Source organism: Peribacillus sp. P4_B1, from assembly GCF_056402395.1.
The window spans coordinates 32,892-50,261 of the sequence record NZ_JBFUHM010000007.1; the positions used below are offsets into that span (position 1 = coordinate 32,892).

Below are 17,370 nucleotides of genomic sequence, written 5' to 3' on the forward strand. Positions count from 1 at the left end.
TCATAAGCATTTTTTGCTTATTTTAAACATTACCCATGTAAAATACTAGAAATTAATGAAGATTATTCCCTTAATTTAGTATATGACTTTTCATCATCAAAATGTGTATAGGTGTTTTACACAATAACATCGGATTCTAAACCTTTTTCGGTCTTTTTTTCCATCCTCAACAGTTCATGGAAGGATGCCAATGCAACTTCGACTTGATCGTCGGTAGGGGCTTTGGTTGTCAATAACTGAAGCCAAAGGCCAGGGTAGCCAAGGTAACGCAGAATTGGAATATCTCTTACTTTGTTGGTCAACTGCAATACCTCGAAGGCTATGCCAAGCACTACGGGGATAAGCAAAACGCGATCCACGACACGGAGCCATAATGGATCGATTGGAACAAGCATATAGACAAACATGCCAACAATGACTGTAAATAAAATAAAGCTGCTGCCACAGCGATAATGAAGGCGTGAACTTGCCTGCACATTTGCTACGGTCAATTCTTTTCCGCTTTCAAAGCAATTGATCACCTTATGCTCTGCACCGTGATACTGAAAGACCCGCTTGATCAATGGAGTCATGGATACCAAGTAAATGTATACCAGCAATAATATCAACTTGAACAAGCTTTCGATTAAAACCTGTTCTATTTGGCCACTGAAGATGGGTCTTGTCAATGCGGCAAGAAATACGGGAATCAAAGTGAAAAGCAGCTTCCCGAATAGGAAGGAAAGGACACCGATTACGGCAACTCCAAGCCATACACTTAATTTAGAAGATTCTTTAGTTTCTTTTTTCTTTTCGTCCCGCTTTTCCCCTTCTTCTTCTTCTTCTTCATACTGTTCAGTGGAAAAGTTCAGATGTTTTGCACCGATGGCACTTGACTGAATCAGTGATACGAGACCCCTTAGAAACGGTACTTTTTTTAAGCGGTTGACAACAGGTTTCGTTTCACGCGGCAGATGATAATATACAATCGTTGAATCTTTGCGGCGTACCGCAGTGACTGTGTGATGTTTGCCGCCAAACATGACGCCTTCCACAACAGCCTGCCCTCCATAAACGGGTTTTTGGACCTCAGACATTTCTACACCAACCTAATAGTTATTCACGTAGCTCTCTCTTGGGTGCTAACATGTTTATTATCAAGTATCACAAGGGATAAAGACGGTCTCCAAAATTTAAATGGCGGCTTTATCCCTGCAATTACTTTATGAATGTTGAATCACAGGAAGGTAGTATCCTGTGTACATTATAAACTTCAACAGAGGATGGGTATTTTCCTCTGAAAAAAGTACATTATTTATGATTTAATCATACAGAATAAATCACAAAACCTCTAGTGATTCTCCTCCCTAAGAATAAAAAAAAATAGTTCTATTTAACAAAGGGCATACTACGTAGCGGAGGTGCTTGATATGTCTTCTAATGTAAATGGACAAATTCAACAGGAAAATCAAGGTGCGATCTACAATGTACTAGCTATCGGTTTCGTTGGGGGGGCTGCAGCCAGTTTAATTGGAATCATAGCCCATTATGTCAATTTTATGGGGTTTAGCCCAAAATTCATACTTACGTCGTGGTCGAATATGGCCTGGATCGATCACTGGCTTGGTACGGTAATGACCATACTTTTGTTCGGAATTTTATCCGTGGGGATCGCTTTTATCTACTATAGTCTTTTTAAAAGGGTGAAGAGTATCTTTTCGGGTATTTTTTTTGGAGTGGTTTGCTGGTTTTTGCTGGTATTTGTCCTGAAACCGATGTTCGCCGATTTGCCAACCATTTCAAAAATGTCGTCAAATTCGATTATAACCAGTGTCTGCATTTTTATTTTATACGGTCTTTTTGTAGGGTATTCCATATCATATGATCATCAGGAATATCTACGTCATAAAAACAAGGCCGAGAAGCAATCGGAAAGCTGATTGCTTCTTGGTTGTAAAAAAGTAGTAAGACAATTTGTAATTATGATAGAATGTTCATGGAAAGCATTCTTTTAATGATGAGCAGGTGTTTGATGATGACAAAAATCTTACTAATCAATGGTCCGAATTTAAATCGCTTGGGGAAGCGGGAACCTGCGCATTATGGATCCTCGACACTTGCGGATGTGGAAGCTCTATTACATCAGCAAGCTCAAGGGTTAAATGTGGAACTAACCTCATTTCAAACTAACCATGAAGGGGCGATTATCGACAAGCTCCATTGGTCAGAGGATCAGGGGATCGACGGGATTATCATTAATCCTGGAGCTTTTACTCATTATAGCTATGCGATTCGTGATGCAATAGCCGGAATTGATGTTCCAGTTGTGGAAGTGCATATTTCGAACATACATGCCCGTGAAAGCTTTCGGCATGAATCGGTGACCGCGCCGGTATCGGCGGGACAGATTGTCGGCTTGGGGATACACGGATATGAATTGGCGTTGCAGGCGATCACAAAGATTGCAAAGGGGAGAAAGTAAATGAATAAACTAATGCGCTTAAGAGCCTCAATGGAAAAGGTGGGCATTGATGGTTTATTGATCACCAGTACATATAACCGCCGATTCATGACCAATTTTACCGGAAGTGCAGGCGTCGTCCTGATTTCCCAAAATGAAGCTAAATTCATCACTGATTTCAGATACGTGGAACAAGCAGGAAAGCAGGCTACGGGCTATGAAATCGTCCAGCACAAAGGAACCATCACCGAAGAGGTCGGTAAGCAAGTTAAAGAAATGAAGATCGGCACACTGGGCTTTGAGCAAGATCATCTGACTTTTGCCACATATAAGGCATACGAAGCGGCCATTGAAGGACAACTTTTGCCGGTGTCTGGAGTTATTGAGAATTTACGCTTGATAAAGACTTCATCAGAGATTAAGATATTAAAGGAAGCGGCTGCTATTGCTGACGCTGCCTTTACACATATTCTGGATTACATGCGTCCAGGGATTTCAGAACTGGATGTATCCAATGAACTTGAATTCTTTATGAGGAAACAGGGGGCAACTTCCTCTTCCTTTGATATTATCGTAGCATCTGGCGTAAGGTCAGCTCTCCCGCATGGAGTGGCTACGGATAAAATCATTGAAAAAGGCGATTTTGTCACATTGGATTACGGAGCATACTATAACGGGTATGTGTCTGACATAACTCGGACATTAGCAGTTGGCAAGCCGAGTGAAGAACTTATTAACATTTATGACATTGTTTTAGAAGCGCAACTGCGCGGAATGGCTGGGATTAAACCTGGGATGACGGGCAGGGAAGCGGATGCACTAACTCGTAATTTAATTGAAGAAAAGGGATTCGGGCAGTATTTTGGACATTCGACTGGACATGGAATCGGTCTGGAAGTCCATGAAGGTCCTGCATTATCCTTAAGGTCTGATATCATTTTAGAACCAGGTATGGCCGTAACCGTCGAGCCGGGCATTTACCTACCGGGTGTTGGCGGAGTTCGGATTGAAGATGATACAATCGTTACAATTGAAGGTAACGAAGCACTTACTCATTCAACGAAAGAGTTAATCATTCTGTAAACATGTACATGTAGGAGGACAAATTTATGATTTCTGTAAACGATTTTCGCACGGGTGTTACGATTGAAGTAGATAATGGAATTTGGCAGGTTATTGAGTTCCAACATGTTAAACCTGGTAAAGGTGCAGCTTTTGTACGTTCTAAACTTCGTAATCTTCGTACAGGTTCAATCCAAGAGAAAACATTCCGTGCTGGTGAAAAAGTCGCTAAAGCACATATCGAAAACCGCAAGATGCAGTACCTTTATGCAAGTGGTGATAGCCATGTATTCATGGATAACGAAACATATGACCAAATCGAGCTGCCAGCTTCAAGCATTGAACGTGAATTGAAATTCCTTAAAGAAAATATGGAAGTCCATATCATGACTTTCCAAGCCGAAACACTTGGGGTAGAGCTTCCGAACACTGTAGAACTGGAAGTGGCGGAAACTGAGCCGGGAATAAAAGGCGATACATCTTCAGGCGGAACGAAATCAGCCGTACTTGAGACGGGCCTTTCGGTTCAAGTTCCATTCTTCATCAACCAAGGTGACAAATTATTGATCAATACAAATGAAGGCTCTTACGTATCACGTGCATAAATGAAAGAAGGCCGAGATTAATATCTCGGTTTCAGTTGTAGACAAAAAGGTTTCGGAATGGTCTCATTCCGAAACCTTTTTGATTTTTTATTGGATTGGACTTCATGATGACGCAGATGATCTGCTTCTTCTTGCCAAATATGGCGTGTCACTACCTTTTGTGCAACTTGTTCATTTTTATCACAGTGTACAGAAAGTAAAGACCATCAGTTTAATCTCCATTTTACAAGCTGGCACCAGTCGGTCTAAAGTAATCATTTCAAGCTGAAGCCGCTGCTTAAAAAGAATCCTTTTCACCTCAAGTTTTTTCATCCATCTATTTTAAAAGACTGTAGGTCTATCTTAATGTTAAACCAAAGTTGATTGGGAACGGAAGGTACGAGACTACTAAGGGAAAAGCGTGTCCAAGGGAGACCCCGCAGGCGCAATGGCGCCGAGGGTGGACCGCCCGCGGAAAGCGAGTGCCCTACGTTTAATCAACGTCCAAATTGTACAAGTCATAAAAAAGCTGTAGACAAACTCGCTTTCTTCGAATTTGTCTACAGCTTGAGATCGAGATTAATTTCTCGGTCTTTTTTTGGTCCTTATTCCGAAGGATATAAAAAAGTTCAATAAATGGTCTGTTTCTTTATTAGCCTGTCATCATTACGGTTTGGTCGGCATATATTTTATTGAAAGTGGTGTATACAGGAGGATTGTCAAAATGGAAACGATTCTTTCATTTTTACCGAAAAAATTATACGAGCAACTCCGGGGCATGACACCGATGATGATCGAGAAGATGGAAGAGCTGCGGATTCGAGTTGGAAGGCCGCTTGAGGTCATTGTGGGTGGGGAACCTTTCTTCTTTTCCTATGAAGTGACCCATTCGGATGCAGATCAATTATTGAATCAAATCGGTCAATTTTCGTTATATACACTTGAGGAAGAATTAAAGCGGGGATATATAACTATAGCGGGCGGACACCGGGTGGGTCTTGCTGGCAAGGTGATCCTGGAAAATGGGTCGGTCAAAGCGATCAGGGACATTTCCTCATTCAATATTCGGATTGCACGTGAAAAAATAGGTGCTGCTGAACCGCTAACATCTTATTTATATAATGGGGAATGGCAACATACAATGTTGATCGGTGCTCCGCAAACAGGAAAAACGACCGTATTGCGTGATATTGCAAGAATGATATCCAGTGGAAATGAAAAACGGGGAATTCCCCCTCGAAAGGTGGGAATAGTGGACGAGCGCTCAGAAATTGCCGGATGTGTTCATGGCGTGCCGCAGCTCGAATTTGGAACAAGGGTGGATGTGCTCGATGGATGTCCTAAAGCGGAAGGGATGATGATGATGATCCGTTCGATGTCCCCGGATGTATTGATCGTGGATGAAATAGGCCGCGCTGAGGATACACAAGCTGTGCTCGAAGCAGTTAATGCAGGTATTAAACTCATGATAACTACACATGGCCATACATTGGATGAAATTAAGAAGCGTCCTTTTATCGCCGAAATATTAAAGCAAAACATCTTTGAACGTTTTATAGAATTACAGAGAAGCAAATCCGGAAAAAGGAGCTATAAAGTCCTTGATGCAGCGGGGGTTCCTATTTTCTTGGGAGAAGGTGTGAACCCGCATGTTTAAGATAATTGGAGCAGCGATAATCATTATAGCAACGACATGGGCGGGTTTCGAAGCTGCGAAAAAATTAAGTATGAGGCCTCGTCAATTGAGACAGCTGAAAGTCGCCATGCAATCGCTCGAAGCTGAAATCATGTATGGTCATACACCTTTGAAAGAGGCAGCGAGGAAACTGTCTAAGCAGATGGCCAAACCTTTATCCATCTTTTTCGAGACCTTTGCAACTCGACTCGAGTCAGGTGAGACCACCGTCAAAGAAGCATGGGTTGATAGTTTGAAGAAAATATGGCAATCCCTTGCTTTAAAACAGGGGGAATTCGAGATACTTTCACAGTTTGGGGAGACGCTTGGAAAAAGCGATAAATATCATCAGCAAAAGCAAATCATGCTAACGATGGCACACTTGGAAAGAGAAGAGAGCGATGCGCTCGACCGACAGGTAAAGTATGAAAAAATGATGAAAAGTCTTGGTTTTTTATCAGGGCTATTATTGATCATTTTGCTGATGTAGGAATATGTGGGGGGAATGAAAATGGGCATTGATGTGGACATCATATTTAAAATAGCAGGTGTGGGGCTAGTTGTGGCATTTCTTCACACAATACTCGATCAGGTTGGGAAGAAGGAATATGCCCAGTGGGTGACACTTTTCGGATTTATCTATATTTTATTCATGGTAGCTTCTGTAGTGGAGGATTTATTTCAAAAAATTAAATCTGTATTCCTATTTCAGTAAGGGAGGGATTCGCGATTGAAATCATAAAAATCGTGGCCATTGCCCTAGTTGCCACCTTTTTGGCCTTGATCGTCAAAGAGCAAAAACCAAATTTCGCATTCCTGCTCGTCATTTTTGTAGGCTGCTCCATTTTTCTTTTTTTAGCGGATAAAATATACGAAATCATTTTAATGTTAGAAAAAATTGCAGTGAATGCGCATGTAAATAGCGTGTATTTAGAGACCATCTTAAAAATAATCGGAATTGCCTATATTGCTGAATTCGCTTCTCAAATTACAAAAGATGCAGGGCAAGGGTCGCTCGCTTCCAAAATAGAATTGAGCGGGAAAATCTTGATTCTTGCCATGGCGATTCCGATTTTGACGGTCATTATCGAAACGATTTTGCAGATGCTCCCAAGTTAACGGATCACTCCTACTAGTCAATGAGGTGAATGTATGAAGCAGCGGATGCCTTACTTATCCATTCTATTCGTTTTACTCTTTTTTTTGCATCCATCTATTGGACAAGCCGCCGAAAATCCAGAAAATGGTGAAATCGATCAAGAGCCGATCATGCAGACCGAATTGGTACAAGCCCAAATAGACAGGCTGGGTGTCGATGAGCTCAAACAATATTGGGATGACATCGTTACGGAATATGGAGGGTTCTTACCGGAAAGCCAGAAGGGGAGCTTCATGGATTTTGTAAGCGGTGATAAGAAATTCTCCTTTGACCAATGGATAAAGGGAATTACAAAATTCATTTTTCATGAACTGCTTGTGAATGGTAAGCTGCTGGGCTCACTCATTTTATTAACCGTTTTCAGCATGTTCCTGCAGTCTTTGCAGAACGCGTTCGAACAAAGCTCCGTTAGTAAGGTCGCTTATGCAATCGTTTATATGGTGCTGATCATTTTGGCACTTAACAGTTTTCATGTGGCGATTGAATATACAAAGGATACGATAGATTTGATGATTTCCTTTTTAATGGCGCTCATCCCTTTACTCTTGGCCTTAATTGCCGCTTCAGGAGGACTTGTATCAGCAGCTTTCTTTCACCCGGTCTTAATGTTTTTAATGAATACAAGCGGAATCTTGATCCAGTTTGTCGTCCTCCCTCTTTTATTCTTTGCAGCGATTTTAAGCATTGTCAGCACATTGACCGAACATTATAAAGTGACACAGTTGGCACAACTTCTCCGAAATTTTGCTATCGGGATACTAGGTGCATTCATGACCATATTCCTTGGTGTCATATCCGTTCAAGGAGCATCCTCCGCTGTAGCAGACGGAGTGACGATCAGGACGGCCAAATTCGTGACAGGTAACTTTATACCGGTAATAGGGCGCATGTTTACTGATGCAACGGATACGGTCATTAGTGCCTCCGTTCTGCTGAAAAATACAGTGGGCTTGTCAGGTGTCATAATTCTCTTGCTCATAACCACATTTCCAGCAATAAAAATCTTGATGATTTCTTTTGTCTATAAGTTGGCAGCGAGTCTTTTGCAGCCGCTGGGCGGAGGGCCTGTAATAAAATGTCTTGACGTTATAAGTAAAAGCATGATCTATATTTTCGCAGCACTGGCCATTGTCTCACTCATGTTCTTTTTAAGTATCACTGTAATTATCGCTTCTGGAAACATTACACTGATGGTTCGTTAAGAAAGGAGGAGGGCTTTGGTGAGTTTTTTAGCTGGCTGGGTATCTAACATCATCATATTTGTATTGCTGGCTACTGTGATCGATATGCTTCTTCCGAATTCAGCTTTACAGAAGTATGCCAAAATGGTAATCGGACTTTTACTGATTGCAATCATCATCACTCCTATATTGGGATTATTCAATAAGGATTTCGACGAAATCCTCTCTGCGGCTACAAGTGAATTTCAAGAGCAGAAAAAAAAAGATTTAGGAAATTTGACAGAAATGAAGAAAAAAGAAATACAAGCTACCCAGGGTGCATATATTTTAAAACAAATGGCTGTTGACTTACAGGCAGAAGTGGAAGAGGAGCTGATGGTGGATTATAACATGAAGATTAGTTCAATTGATGTAGGGGTCAAAAATGAGGAAGAACCGAGCGCTGATGATTTGCAAAACATAACGATATCATTGGAAAAGGCAGAAGGGAAAGAAGACTCGGGGATAGAGGCAGTAGCGAAGGTTGATATCAATGCAGAGAAACTATCCTCTTCGAATGATGCCAATCTTGATGCTGTGAAAAGGTTTCTGGCAACAAGTTGGTCCGTTGATGAAGAGATCATTGAAATCGCCGGGGAAAGGAAGTGACTGAGTATTGAACAAAGACAAAGGTCCGTTATCCTGGCTGCAAAAACTATTAAATAAAGACCCTGACCAAAAAGAACCTAAGGAAAAAAAACCTTCCCTGTATGTCTATGCTCTAATAGTTGTCCTTTTGGGAGCGGGAATTATGATGGCCGGGAATTTGTTAACCACCAACCAGACGGGACAAACACCTGAAGTGAAGACTGTATTCAATAATGATAAACAGGACGATGAAGGGGAGGTTGAAACATTCGGTCAGAAGAAATCCGAATTCAAGACGACAAAAGATTATGAAATATATCTTCAGAATGAAATGAAGGAAGCGCTTGAATCCATCGCAGGCGTCCAAGATGTAAAAGTCGTAATCTATGTGGATGCATCCGAGAAAAAAGTATATGAAAGAAACAAAGTCACCCAAAAACAAGTCACACAAGAAACCGACAAGGAAGGCGGCAAAAGGACGGTCGAAGACACATCGGTTGATGAACAGCTCGTTTTGGTCAAAAGCGGTGAAAAAGAAGGACCGATCATTTCGGAAACGAAAAAGCCTAGTGTACGAGGAGTCCTCGTAGTCGCTAAAGGAGCCGAAAACATTCAAATAAAGAAGTGGATCATCGAAGCTGTCACACGTTCACTGGATGTACCGAGTCACCGGGTTTCTGTCATGCCTAAAAAATAAGGGGGAAAATCTACATGTTATTAAAAAAACAAACCGTTTGGTTATTGACTATGCTAAGTCTGGTCGTTGTACTTTCAGTCTATTATTTAACCGCTCCAGAGGAAAATGCCGCAGATATGACGGCAACAGAACAAATGGAAAAGGCAGAAAATAAAACAGAAAGTAAAACAGAAAGCAAAGCTGATCCAAAAGGGGAAAATAAAAGTGAAAAAGAAACGGCCAAAAATACAGAAGGTTCTTCTGTAACCATTGCATCAGGGGATGAATTTGAATCGTTAAGGTTGCAGATTGAAGATGAACGGGCGAAGCTGAATGAAGAATTGACTGCAAAGATGGGCAACACAGAGCTTTCCTCTGAGGAAAGAGACGAGGCCTATGCGAAAATCGAACAATTAAGTGAAACGAAGGTAAAAGAAAATATCATCGAAAACTTAATAGTGGCCATGGATTACAATGCCGCACTTGTCCGTGTGGATGGAACGGATGTAAAGGTGAGTGTCAAGGCCGATAAACAGACGAAAACAGAGGCCAATAACATTATCCGCCTCGTAAGGAAAGAAGTGAGCGATGCACAAAATGTAGTGGTCGATTTTCAACCGGAAAAGTAATCTCACATACAGATGAAAGAGCTGATGCACAACAGTTCATAATCATGAAAATGTGAAAGTCCCCCTTAATAAAAAAAGGGTGGCTTTTTTTATTAAGCTTTTTTCGCGATCATCCAATCGGGAAACTTTAGAGGAAAAGTTTTTTTATGTCTATTTATATCAAGAACTCAAATAGAAATGGTGACTATAATTCTCAGTAATATTCTAGAAAAGTAATTATACTAAAATTTATAGCTGTTATTTCAGGGGTAATTCGCAAAAATCAGGTGAAAACGCTGAGGGGATCCAGTTTATAATTATTCACAATATTATAATATAGGTGTAATATAGAAGTATGGATTTCAAGCTGCAACTAATCTATCATTGAATTTGTATAAGCTAATATTGTATGATGTTAGAAGCTGGTCATAAACTTTTCAATTTTCTAAAGGAAACAATATTTTGAGAAAGTGAAACATCTGTTATAATACAGATGACAGTGTATTCAGTTTATTCGCTTTCGCATGGAGAAAGCGACTACTTTGTGCATAAATGGACAAGGTAGGATAAGCTAAAGGTAAAAGGTTACATAAAATATTATTGCCTCACAAACTCATATTAAATTAGACAAGGGGTGCCACAAAATGAAAGTGCAAGAAATTCGTGAAATAATTAAGCTAGTCGATCAATCAAATATCAGTGAATTCGTTTTTGAAAATGAAGGAACGAAAATTAAATTGAAAAAAACTGAAGCGGGTACAGTATTACACCCAGCAGCTGCTCCAGAAGTTGTTCAAGCCAATGGAGCTGTAGAGGTCAAGCCCGCAGCGGCCCCTGCCCCTGTAGTGCCAAAAGCTGTTGAACCTGCAAAACCGGCTGCTGCCGTCACGGAACAGGAAAATTTACATAAAATCACTTCTCCGATGGTAGGGACCTTCTACCAATCTCCATCACCGGATTCTCCTGCATATGTAAAAGCAGGCGATAAAGTAACAGGGGATTCCATTGTCTGCATCGTGGAAGCTATGAAACTTTTCAATGAAATCGAGGCCGAAGTAACCGGTGAAATCGTTGAAGTCCTTGTAAAAGAAGGTCAACTTGTAGAATATGGCCAACCATTATTTTTAGTAAAGCCGGAATGAGGAGCTGTTTCTAAATGATTAAAAAGGTATTGATTGCCAATCGTGGGGAAATTGCAGTCCGAATCATCCGGGCATGCAAAGAGTTAGGGATCGAGACTGTAGCGGTCTATTCAGAAGCGGATAAAGAAGCATTACATGTTCAAATTGCTGATGAAGCATATTGCATCGGTCCTAAATTATCAAAAGACAGTTATTTAAATACAACGAACATAATCAGTACAGCCAAGAAAACGGGATCTGATGCGATTCACCCTGGATATGGATTCCTTGCTGAAAATGCCGACTTTGCTGAGCTATGCCGTGAATGTAATATCATTTTCATCGGTCCTAGCCCAGAAGCCATCAATAAAATGGGAACAAAGGACGTAGCAAGGGAAACCATGCGCAAAGCTGGTGTACCGATCGTTCCCGGTTCTAAAGGCATAATTAAAGATACGGATGAGGGTGTAGCCCTAGCTAACGAAATGGGCTATCCAGTCATCATCAAAGCTACTGCTGGCGGTGGCGGTAAAGGTATCCGCGTTGCAAGGACCGAAGAGGATCTCATCAAAGGCATAAACATCACGCAACAGGAAGCCGCGACGGCATTTGGGAATCCAGGCGTGTATATTGAAAAGTTCATTGAGGACTTCCGTCACGTTGAAATCCAGGTCATGGCAGATAATCATGGCAACGCCATACATTTAGGCGAGCGTGATTGTACGGTTCAGCGCCGTTTGCAAAAACTTGTTGAAGAAACTCCATCTCCAGCCCTTGATGGTGAAACACGGGCGGAAATGGGGCAGGCTGCAGTTACGGCTGCTCTTGCCGTTAACTATTCAGGTGCAGGTACAGTTGAATTTATTTATGACTATGTGAATAGAAGATACTACTTTATGGAAATGAATACACGTATCCAGGTTGAGCACCCAGTTACAGAAATGGTAACGGGCGTGGATTTGATTAAAGAACAGATCAAAGTTGCTTCAGGTGACAAACTATCACTTTCACAAGAAGATGTGACTTTTAACGGATGGTCTATCGAATGCCGGATCAATGCAGAAAATCCAGAAAAGAATTTTATGCCTTCCGCAGGTAAAATTCACATGTATTTACCCCCAGGCGGCTACGGAGTGCGTGTAGATTCTGCGGCATACCCTGGGTACTCGATACCGCCGTATTACGATTCCATGATCGCTAAATTGATTGTCCATGCACCGACGAGGGACGAGGCGATTGAGAAGATGAAACGCGCTTTAGGAGAGTTTGTCATTGAGGGTATCAATACGACAATTCCTTTCCATATTAAGTTACTTCAGCATGAACAATTTGTTTCCGGAGAATTTAATACCAAATTCCTTGAAATATATGATGTAATGAACTCATAATGTAAAGGAAGACAGGAGGTGCTTTTGAATGAATGAAATGGAAGGCCAATTACTCGAAATGAATGATTATAATGGGCTGGGTAAAGTGGAGATTGCACCTGAGGTGATAGAGGTAATTGCGGGTATCGCTGCATCGGAAGTTGAAGGTGTTGCACATATGCGCGGGAATTTCGCTACAGGTGTTGTTGAAAAGCTTGGTAAAAAGAATCACGGTAAAGGTGTTAAAGTGGACTTATCGGGAGAATCCATCAAAGTCGAACTTTATTGTGTCATGAAATTTGGTGTTTCGATTCCGAAAGTTGCTCAGGAAGTTCAAGATAACATTCGTGAAGCTTTGTTGAATATGACCGCTATCGACGCGGGTGAAGTGAACATTCATGTAGTAGGCATTGCGTTTGAAAACGCTAAACAAGAAGCGGATCACGAACAAGAAGTGTAAGTGGCTTCATTCGATTCACACCTGCAAAAACCCGGCAAAAAGCCGGGTTTTTGTTTTTGGAATTTTTGACTCGATGATACCCGGCTTATAATATTACGTAAAATGAACATAATAAGGCGGTGTCTGGAAGTTTCCCTTTAATTCAAGGGTGATTTCTGTTAGAGTGTAAAAGGTGAAATATGAGCATGAAAGCTAGGCAAGAGCTTTTTGACACTTTAAAAAAGTATGGGACTTTGTTGGCCGTTTAACTGGAAATGAATCTTGAGATGTTGTCTTGAATCAAGGTGTTTGAGTCTTTTGGCCTTAATTTTAGTGAGATTAGCTTAATTTATAAAAAAAACAGCGAAAATCTTAATATTTTTCAAAAAATATTATTTAATGTTCGTTTGTTCTAGCATTTTCATATATAATAGTAGATGTTAAAGGAGTAAGATTATGAAAAGAAGAGTAGCCCGTGAAAAATCCCTTCAAGCACTATATCAGATAGATATTGCCAAGTCGAATGCAGAAGAAGCAATGGAAAGCGTACTGGATGGTGCTCCTACTGATGAATATTTCAAGAAATTAGTAATGGGAATAACGGAAAATCGTGAACAACTTGATGCAATGATCAGGGACAATTTAGAGAACTGGACGTTGGAAAGACTGGCGAACATTGATCGGAATTTACTGCGGATCGCGGTTTATGAAATGATTCACAGTGAAGATGTTCCTGTAAGTGTTGCAATGAATGAAGCTATTGAAATTGCTAAGAAATTCGGTGATGATCAATCAAGCAGCTTTGTAAATGCCGTTTTATCGAAAGTAAAGGTGAAAAGCGGCAGCTAAAGCTGCAGCCTTGAACGAGGATTTTCTCAGCAATTTCTTTAGCAAATTATCTTGGGAGGAATATACACATGTCAGCTCAAATCATTAATGGTAAAGAAATTGCAGAGTCAGTTAGGCAGGAAATGAGTAAGGAAGTGCAGCAATTACGTGAAAAAAATATCGTTCCGGGTTTGGCTGTAATCCTTGTGGGCGACAATCAAGCTTCACAAACCTATGTACGCCATAAGCAAAAGGCCTGTGAAGATTTGGGCATGCATTCTGTGTTAATTAAAAAGCCTGCGGAACTATCTCAGGAGGAATTAATTCAGAGCATTGATGAATTAAACCAGGATGACAGTATTCACGGTATATTGGTGCAGCTGCCGTTACCTGGACATATTCAGGAAAAAGCGATCATTGAAGCGATTTCCCCCGAGAAGGATGTAGATGGATTTCATCCGATTAATATTGGGCGGATGATGACGGGGCAGGATGCCTTTTTACCTTGTACGCCATACGGTGTCATGGTGATGCTTGAGTATATCGACTATGACCTTGAAGGTAAGCATGTTGTCATCGTAGGAAGAAGTAATATCGTTGGAAAACCAGCCGGACAAATGTTTTTAAATGCGAATGCAACCGTTACTTACTGTCATTCAAAGACAAAGGACCTTGCGTATTATACCAAGCAAGCTGATGTCGTTGTGGCCGCTGTCGGCAAGAGGGACACGATCACGAGTGAACATATCAAAGAAGGTGCAGTCGTCATTGACGTCGGAATGAACAGGAATGAAGAAGGGAAGCTTTGCGGTGATGTGGCGTTTGATGAAGTGAAAAATAAGGCTTCATTCATTACACCTGTTCCTAAAGGCGTTGGTCCCATGACGATTACGATGCTTATGAAGAATACGGTCAAATCTGCCCAAAAAGCACTTGAACAGAACAAGCAAGCATTGAAAAACTGAAAAAAGCGTTAAATTATTTTAAAGAAGCGGACCTCTTGTTTTATAATAACGGGAGACCGCTTTTTTCCATTCATAGATTTAATCAAGTTTTAAGTGTAACCTATAGGTAAGTTTTCTTTATATCCGATTTCCATCGGAAGGAGACATTATATGAGCAACCAACAATATTTGAGTGTATCGGCTTTAACGAAATATATCAAAAGGAAGTTCGATGCCGATCCCCATTTGCAAAATGTATACATAAAAGGCGAAATTTCGAATTTTAAACAACATACAAGCGGACATATGTATTTTACTCTAAAGGACGAGAAGGCCCGACTCCTATCCGTTATGTTCGCCGCCAACAACAAAGGGATGAAATTCCTCCCCGAAAATGGAATGAAGGTACTTGTTAAGGGCGATATATCATTATATGAAGCGGGCGGACAGTATCAGCTATATGTGAAAAGCATGGCACCTGATGGCGTGGGGGATTTGTATCTTGCTTATGAACAGCTGAAGAAAAAGCTGGAGGCGGCAGGTTTGTTTTTGGCCGAACATAAGAAACCGATTCCACAGTACCCTAAGTCTGTGGGAGTCATAACTTCACCGACCGGAGCCGCACTAAGAGATATCCTGACAACGATCAAGCGGAGATATCCAATTGCCAGAATTATCGTTTACCCTGCACTTGTGCAAGGGAATAATGCCGCTAAATCGATTGCCAAGGCAATTTCCATGGCTAACGCAAGGGCGGAAAGCGATGTGCTCATTGTCGGAAGGGGTGGCGGGTCGATCGAGGAGCTATGGGCCTTTAATGAGGAGATAGTGGCTGAATCGATCTATGATTCTGATATACCGATAATTTCTGCTGTCGGTCACGAAACCGATTTTACAATCGCTGATTTTGTCGCCGATATGAGGGCCCCTACGCCGACGGGTGCAGCAGAGTTAGCAGTTCCCCATCTTAATGAAATACACGAACGTCTGATGAACCGTAAGAATCGCTTGACCCGTTCCATTCGTGAAGCGGTGAATTTTGAACGTACCCGATTGACCAGGATGGAGAGGTCTTATGCTTTTCGTTATCCACATAAAATGTATGAACAGAAGCTTGAACAGCTAGACAAGACGATGGACAGGCTAGGGAGGTCCAGCACGCGTTATTTCATGAAAAAGAGAGATGAGCTTAATCAGATCAACGATATTCTGAAAAAGCAGCATCCTGAACAAGCTGTGAAAAAATCCAAAGATGATTTGCGGCAGCATGCAAAAGTATTACAGAGGGCCATGGAAGCCATCTATCGGCAAAAATCACAGCAGTTCGTTCATATTACAGCCACGTTGTCTGCCCTCAGCCCATTAAAAATCATGGAACGGGGCTATGGTTTGGTTTTTGCTGAGGATGAGACATTAGTGAAAAGTACACAGCAAGTAACCGAAGGTGATAGAATAGCCGTTTCCATAAAAGATGGAACCCTTGAATGTGAAATTAAAGAAATAAAGGAGCGAATGGAACCATGACAAAAAAACAGGAAGCTACATTTGAAGAAGCGATGGAGAATCTCGAGAAAATTGTGGAACAGTTGGAAGAGGGGGATGTACCCTTAGAAGAAGCCATCTCCATATATAAACAAGGAATGGATTTATCCAGGCTTTGTCACTCAAAACTTAAGGCAGTTGAAGATCAATTGACTCAAATTTTACGCGAAGATGGGGAACTTGAAAACTTCGCTGTCCAGGAGGAAGAATAACATGGGTACGGCGTCCTTTGATATGTTTTCTAAAGAATATAAGGCGATTATAGAAAGAGAAATCGTTGAATATGTCAATAAGTTGAAAGCTCCGGCTGTGGTCAAAGAAGCCATGATCTATTCGTTGGAAGCAGGCGGTAAACGGATTCGCCCTTTATTGGTCTTTGCGGTTCTAGAGGCCTTTGGGAAAAATTTGAGGATGGGGATACCTGCAGCCGCTGCCATTGAAATGATACATACATATTCATTGATCCATGATGATCTCCCGGCGATGGATGATGATGATCTTCGCCGGGGAAAACCGACGAACCATAAAGTATTCGGTGAGGCGGTAGCAGTACTGGCAGGTGATGCCCTCCTTACATATAGTTTTCAATTGGTGACGGAAATGATCGATCCCGAGGTGACGGCTGAAATGAAGCTGAACCTTGTATCTGAAATTGCCAGGTCCGCCGGAGCCGAAGGGATGGTTGGCGGTCAAGTTGCCGATATGGAAGGTGAAAATAAAAGGTTGACGCTCCAGGAATTGGAGTATATCCATGAACATAAAACAGGGAAATTATTGACTGCTAGCATCCTTTCCGGAGCTATATTGGCCGGGGCGAATGAAGAACAGCGACTGCATTTACGTGACTTTGCATACCATCTGGGGCTTGCTTTTCAGATTCGGGATGATATTCTGGATATTGAAGGATCAGTAGAGTTGATCGGCAAGCCGGTTGGCAGTGATGTGGGAAATCACAAAAGCACATACCCCTCTTTACTTACTCTTCAAGGGGCAAAGGAAAAGTTGGAACATCATATTGAACTTGCTCATGCCGCTTTAGGAAAAACAACATTACAAACGGGTCTGTTGAATGATCTAACTGATTTAATAGCGAACCGTAACCATTGATTGTGGCTAA

General features: G+C 41.4%; 22 protein-coding genes. 21 read left to right on the forward strand and 1 reads right to left on the reverse strand.

All coding sequences use genetic code 11. The features are described 5' to 3' along the window. Positions 1-116 precede the first annotated feature (116 nt). Positions 117-1,076, reverse strand: coding sequence for a DUF1385 domain-containing protein (locus tag AC1DVK_RS05620; RefSeq protein ID WP_477626020.1), 960 nt, complete (start codon positions 1,074-1,076; stop codon positions 117-119). A gap of 333 nt (positions 1,077-1,409) precedes the next feature. Between AC1DVK_RS05620 and AC1DVK_RS05625 the strand changes: the two genes are divergently transcribed. The 21 genes from AC1DVK_RS05625 (at position 1,410) to AC1DVK_RS05725 (ending at position 17,360) form a co-directional block, all read left to right on the forward strand. After that, positions 1,410-1,919, forward strand: coding sequence for a YqhR family membrane protein (locus tag AC1DVK_RS05625; RefSeq protein WP_410860371.1), 510 nt, complete (start codon positions 1,410-1,412; stop codon positions 1,917-1,919). A 95-nt stretch (positions 1,920-2,014) separates the two neighbouring features. After that, positions 2,015-2,461, forward strand: coding sequence for a type II 3-dehydroquinate dehydratase (aroQ, locus tag AC1DVK_RS05630; protein WP_061464007.1), 447 nt, complete (start codon positions 2,015-2,017; stop codon positions 2,459-2,461). Next, a complete protein-coding gene (locus AC1DVK_RS05635) occupies positions 2,462-3,523 on the forward strand; it encodes a M24 family metallopeptidase (RefSeq protein ID WP_061464006.1) in 1,062 nt (353 codons plus the stop codon). 26 nt (positions 3,524-3,549) lie between these two features. Further along, positions 3,550-4,107 carry an elongation factor P gene (gene efp, locus AC1DVK_RS05640; RefSeq protein ID WP_034308328.1) on the forward strand — a complete coding sequence of 186 codons (558 nt, stop codon included), beginning with the start codon at positions 3,550-3,552 and terminating at the stop codon, positions 4,105-4,107. 79 nt (positions 4,108-4,186) lie between these two features. Beyond that, a complete protein-coding gene (locus tag AC1DVK_RS05645) occupies positions 4,187-4,375 on the forward strand; it encodes a hypothetical protein (protein WP_477626021.1) in 189 nt (62 codons plus the stop codon). A gap of 435 nt (positions 4,376-4,810) precedes the next feature. Further along, positions 4,811-5,743: a stage III sporulation protein AA gene (spoIIIAA, locus tag AC1DVK_RS05650; protein ID WP_477626022.1), complete on the forward strand. Its 933-nt coding sequence runs from the start codon at positions 4,811-4,813 to the stop codon at positions 5,741-5,743. Continuing rightward, positions 5,736-6,251, forward strand: coding sequence for a stage III sporulation protein SpoIIIAB (gene spoIIIAB, locus AC1DVK_RS05655; RefSeq protein WP_061464004.1), 516 nt, complete (start codon positions 5,736-5,738; stop codon positions 6,249-6,251). Before spoIIIAA ends, spoIIIAB begins: the two co-directional genes overlap by 8 nt. A 21-nt stretch (positions 6,252-6,272) precedes the next feature. Further along, positions 6,273-6,476: a stage III sporulation protein AC gene (gene spoIIIAC / locus AC1DVK_RS05660; protein WP_034308319.1), complete on the forward strand. Its 204-nt coding sequence runs from the start codon at positions 6,273-6,275 to the stop codon at positions 6,474-6,476. A 23-nt stretch (positions 6,477-6,499) separates the two neighbouring features. After that, positions 6,500-6,880 carry a stage III sporulation protein AD gene (spoIIIAD, locus tag AC1DVK_RS05665; RefSeq protein ID WP_089361491.1) on the forward strand — a complete coding sequence of 127 codons (381 nt, stop codon included), beginning with the start codon at positions 6,500-6,502 and terminating at the stop codon, positions 6,878-6,880. 33 nt (positions 6,881-6,913) lie between these two features. Then, on the forward strand, positions 6,914-8,122 hold the full coding sequence (gene spoIIIAE, locus AC1DVK_RS05670; protein WP_089361490.1) for a stage III sporulation protein AE: 1,209 nt from the start codon (positions 6,914-6,916) through the stop codon (positions 8,120-8,122). 18 nt (positions 8,123-8,140) lie between these two features. Next, the gene (gene spoIIIAF, locus AC1DVK_RS05675; protein WP_061466141.1) at positions 8,141-8,749 is read left to right on the forward strand and encodes a stage III sporulation protein AF; all 609 of its coding nucleotides are present in this window, start codon (positions 8,141-8,143) and stop codon (positions 8,747-8,749) included. A 7-nt stretch (positions 8,750-8,756) separates the two neighbouring features. Continuing rightward, entirely contained in the window at positions 8,757-9,425 is a 669-nt protein-coding gene (spoIIIAG, locus tag AC1DVK_RS05680) for a stage III sporulation protein AG (protein WP_061464001.1), read from the forward strand. Between the two features lie 14 nt (positions 9,426-9,439). Then, entirely contained in the window at positions 9,440-10,033 is a 594-nt protein-coding gene (locus AC1DVK_RS05685) for a SpoIIIAH-like family protein (protein ID WP_089361489.1), read from the forward strand. 623 nt (positions 10,034-10,656) lie between these two features. Next, positions 10,657-11,154 carry an acetyl-CoA carboxylase biotin carboxyl carrier protein gene (gene accB, locus AC1DVK_RS05690; RefSeq protein ID WP_410860374.1) on the forward strand — a complete coding sequence of 166 codons (498 nt, stop codon included), beginning with the start codon at positions 10,657-10,659 and terminating at the stop codon, positions 11,152-11,154. A 14-nt stretch (positions 11,155-11,168) separates the two neighbouring features. Then, positions 11,169-12,521 (forward strand): acetyl-CoA carboxylase biotin carboxylase subunit, encoded by a 1,353-nt coding sequence (accC, locus tag AC1DVK_RS05695; protein ID WP_284470244.1) that lies wholly within the window; start codon positions 11,169-11,171, stop codon positions 12,519-12,521. 37 nt (positions 12,522-12,558) lie between these two features. Next, positions 12,559-12,960, forward strand: a complete 402-nt coding sequence (locus AC1DVK_RS05700) for an Asp23/Gls24 family envelope stress response protein (protein WP_375166286.1) — start codon at positions 12,559-12,561, stop codon at positions 12,958-12,960. A gap of 435 nt (positions 12,961-13,395) precedes the next feature. After that, positions 13,396-13,788: a transcription antitermination factor NusB gene (gene nusB, locus AC1DVK_RS05705; protein ID WP_061463996.1), complete on the forward strand. Its 393-nt coding sequence runs from the start codon at positions 13,396-13,398 to the stop codon at positions 13,786-13,788. A 68-nt stretch (positions 13,789-13,856) separates the two neighbouring features. Continuing rightward, positions 13,857-14,732, forward strand: coding sequence for a bifunctional methylenetetrahydrofolate dehydrogenase/methenyltetrahydrofolate cyclohydrolase FolD (gene folD, locus AC1DVK_RS05710; RefSeq protein WP_089361486.1), 876 nt, complete (start codon positions 13,857-13,859; stop codon positions 14,730-14,732). Between the two features lie 150 nt (positions 14,733-14,882). Beyond that, positions 14,883-16,235, forward strand: a complete 1,353-nt coding sequence (gene xseA, locus AC1DVK_RS05715) for an exodeoxyribonuclease VII large subunit (RefSeq protein ID WP_477626023.1) — start codon at positions 14,883-14,885, stop codon at positions 16,233-16,235. Further along, positions 16,232-16,465, forward strand: a complete 234-nt coding sequence (locus AC1DVK_RS05720; RefSeq protein ID WP_034308286.1) for an exodeoxyribonuclease VII small subunit — start codon at positions 16,232-16,234, stop codon at positions 16,463-16,465. Before xseA ends, AC1DVK_RS05720 begins: the two co-directional genes overlap by 4 nt. Before the next feature lies 1 nt (position 16,466). Continuing rightward, positions 16,467-17,360: a polyprenyl synthetase family protein gene (locus AC1DVK_RS05725; protein WP_477626024.1), complete on the forward strand. Its 894-nt coding sequence runs from the start codon at positions 16,467-16,469 to the stop codon at positions 17,358-17,360. Positions 17,361-17,370: the final 10 nt, after the last annotated feature.

Coding starts and splice junctions, on each gene's coding strand:
- AC1DVK_RS05685 (WP_089361489.1), top strand. CDS start 9,440: ATGTTATTAAAAAAACAAACCGTTTGGTTATTGACTATGCTAAGTCTG.
- folD (WP_089361486.1), top strand. CDS start 13,857: ATGTCAGCTCAAATCATTAATGGTAAAGAAATTGCAGAGTCAGTTAGG.
- nusB (WP_061463996.1), top strand. CDS start 13,396: ATGAAAAGAAGAGTAGCCCGTGAAAAATCCCTTCAAGCACTATATCAG.
- efp (WP_034308328.1), top strand. CDS start 3,550: ATGATTTCTGTAAACGATTTTCGCACGGGTGTTACGATTGAAGTAGAT.
- accB (WP_410860374.1), top strand. CDS start 10,657: ATGAAAGTGCAAGAAATTCGTGAAATAATTAAGCTAGTCGATCAATCA.
- AC1DVK_RS05720 (WP_034308286.1), top strand. CDS start 16,232: ATGACAAAAAAACAGGAAGCTACATTTGAAGAAGCGATGGAGAATCTC.
- spoIIIAA (WP_477626022.1), top strand. CDS start 4,811: ATGGAAACGATTCTTTCATTTTTACCGAAAAAATTATACGAGCAACTC.
- AC1DVK_RS05725 (WP_477626024.1), top strand. CDS start 16,467: ATGGGTACGGCGTCCTTTGATATGTTTTCTAAAGAATATAAGGCGATT.
- spoIIIAB (WP_061464004.1), top strand. CDS start 5,736: ATGTTTAAGATAATTGGAGCAGCGATAATCATTATAGCAACGACATGG.
- xseA (WP_477626023.1), top strand. CDS start 14,883: ATGAGCAACCAACAATATTTGAGTGTATCGGCTTTAACGAAATATATC.
- accC (WP_284470244.1), top strand. CDS start 11,169: ATGATTAAAAAGGTATTGATTGCCAATCGTGGGGAAATTGCAGTCCGA.
- AC1DVK_RS05625 (WP_410860371.1), top strand. CDS start 1,410: ATGTCTTCTAATGTAAATGGACAAATTCAACAGGAAAATCAAGGTGCG.
- AC1DVK_RS05635 (WP_061464006.1), top strand. CDS start 2,462: ATGAATAAACTAATGCGCTTAAGAGCCTCAATGGAAAAGGTGGGCATT.
- aroQ (WP_061464007.1), top strand. CDS start 2,015: ATGACAAAAATCTTACTAATCAATGGTCCGAATTTAAATCGCTTGGGG.
- AC1DVK_RS05620 (WP_477626020.1), bottom strand. CDS start 1,076: ATGTCTGAGGTCCAAAAACCCGTTTATGGAGGGCAGGCTGTTGTGGAA.
- spoIIIAC (WP_034308319.1), top strand. CDS start 6,273: ATGGGCATTGATGTGGACATCATATTTAAAATAGCAGGTGTGGGGCTA.
- spoIIIAE (WP_089361490.1), top strand. CDS start 6,914: ATGAAGCAGCGGATGCCTTACTTATCCATTCTATTCGTTTTACTCTTT.
- AC1DVK_RS05700 (WP_375166286.1), top strand. CDS start 12,559: ATGGAAGGCCAATTACTCGAAATGAATGATTATAATGGGCTGGGTAAA.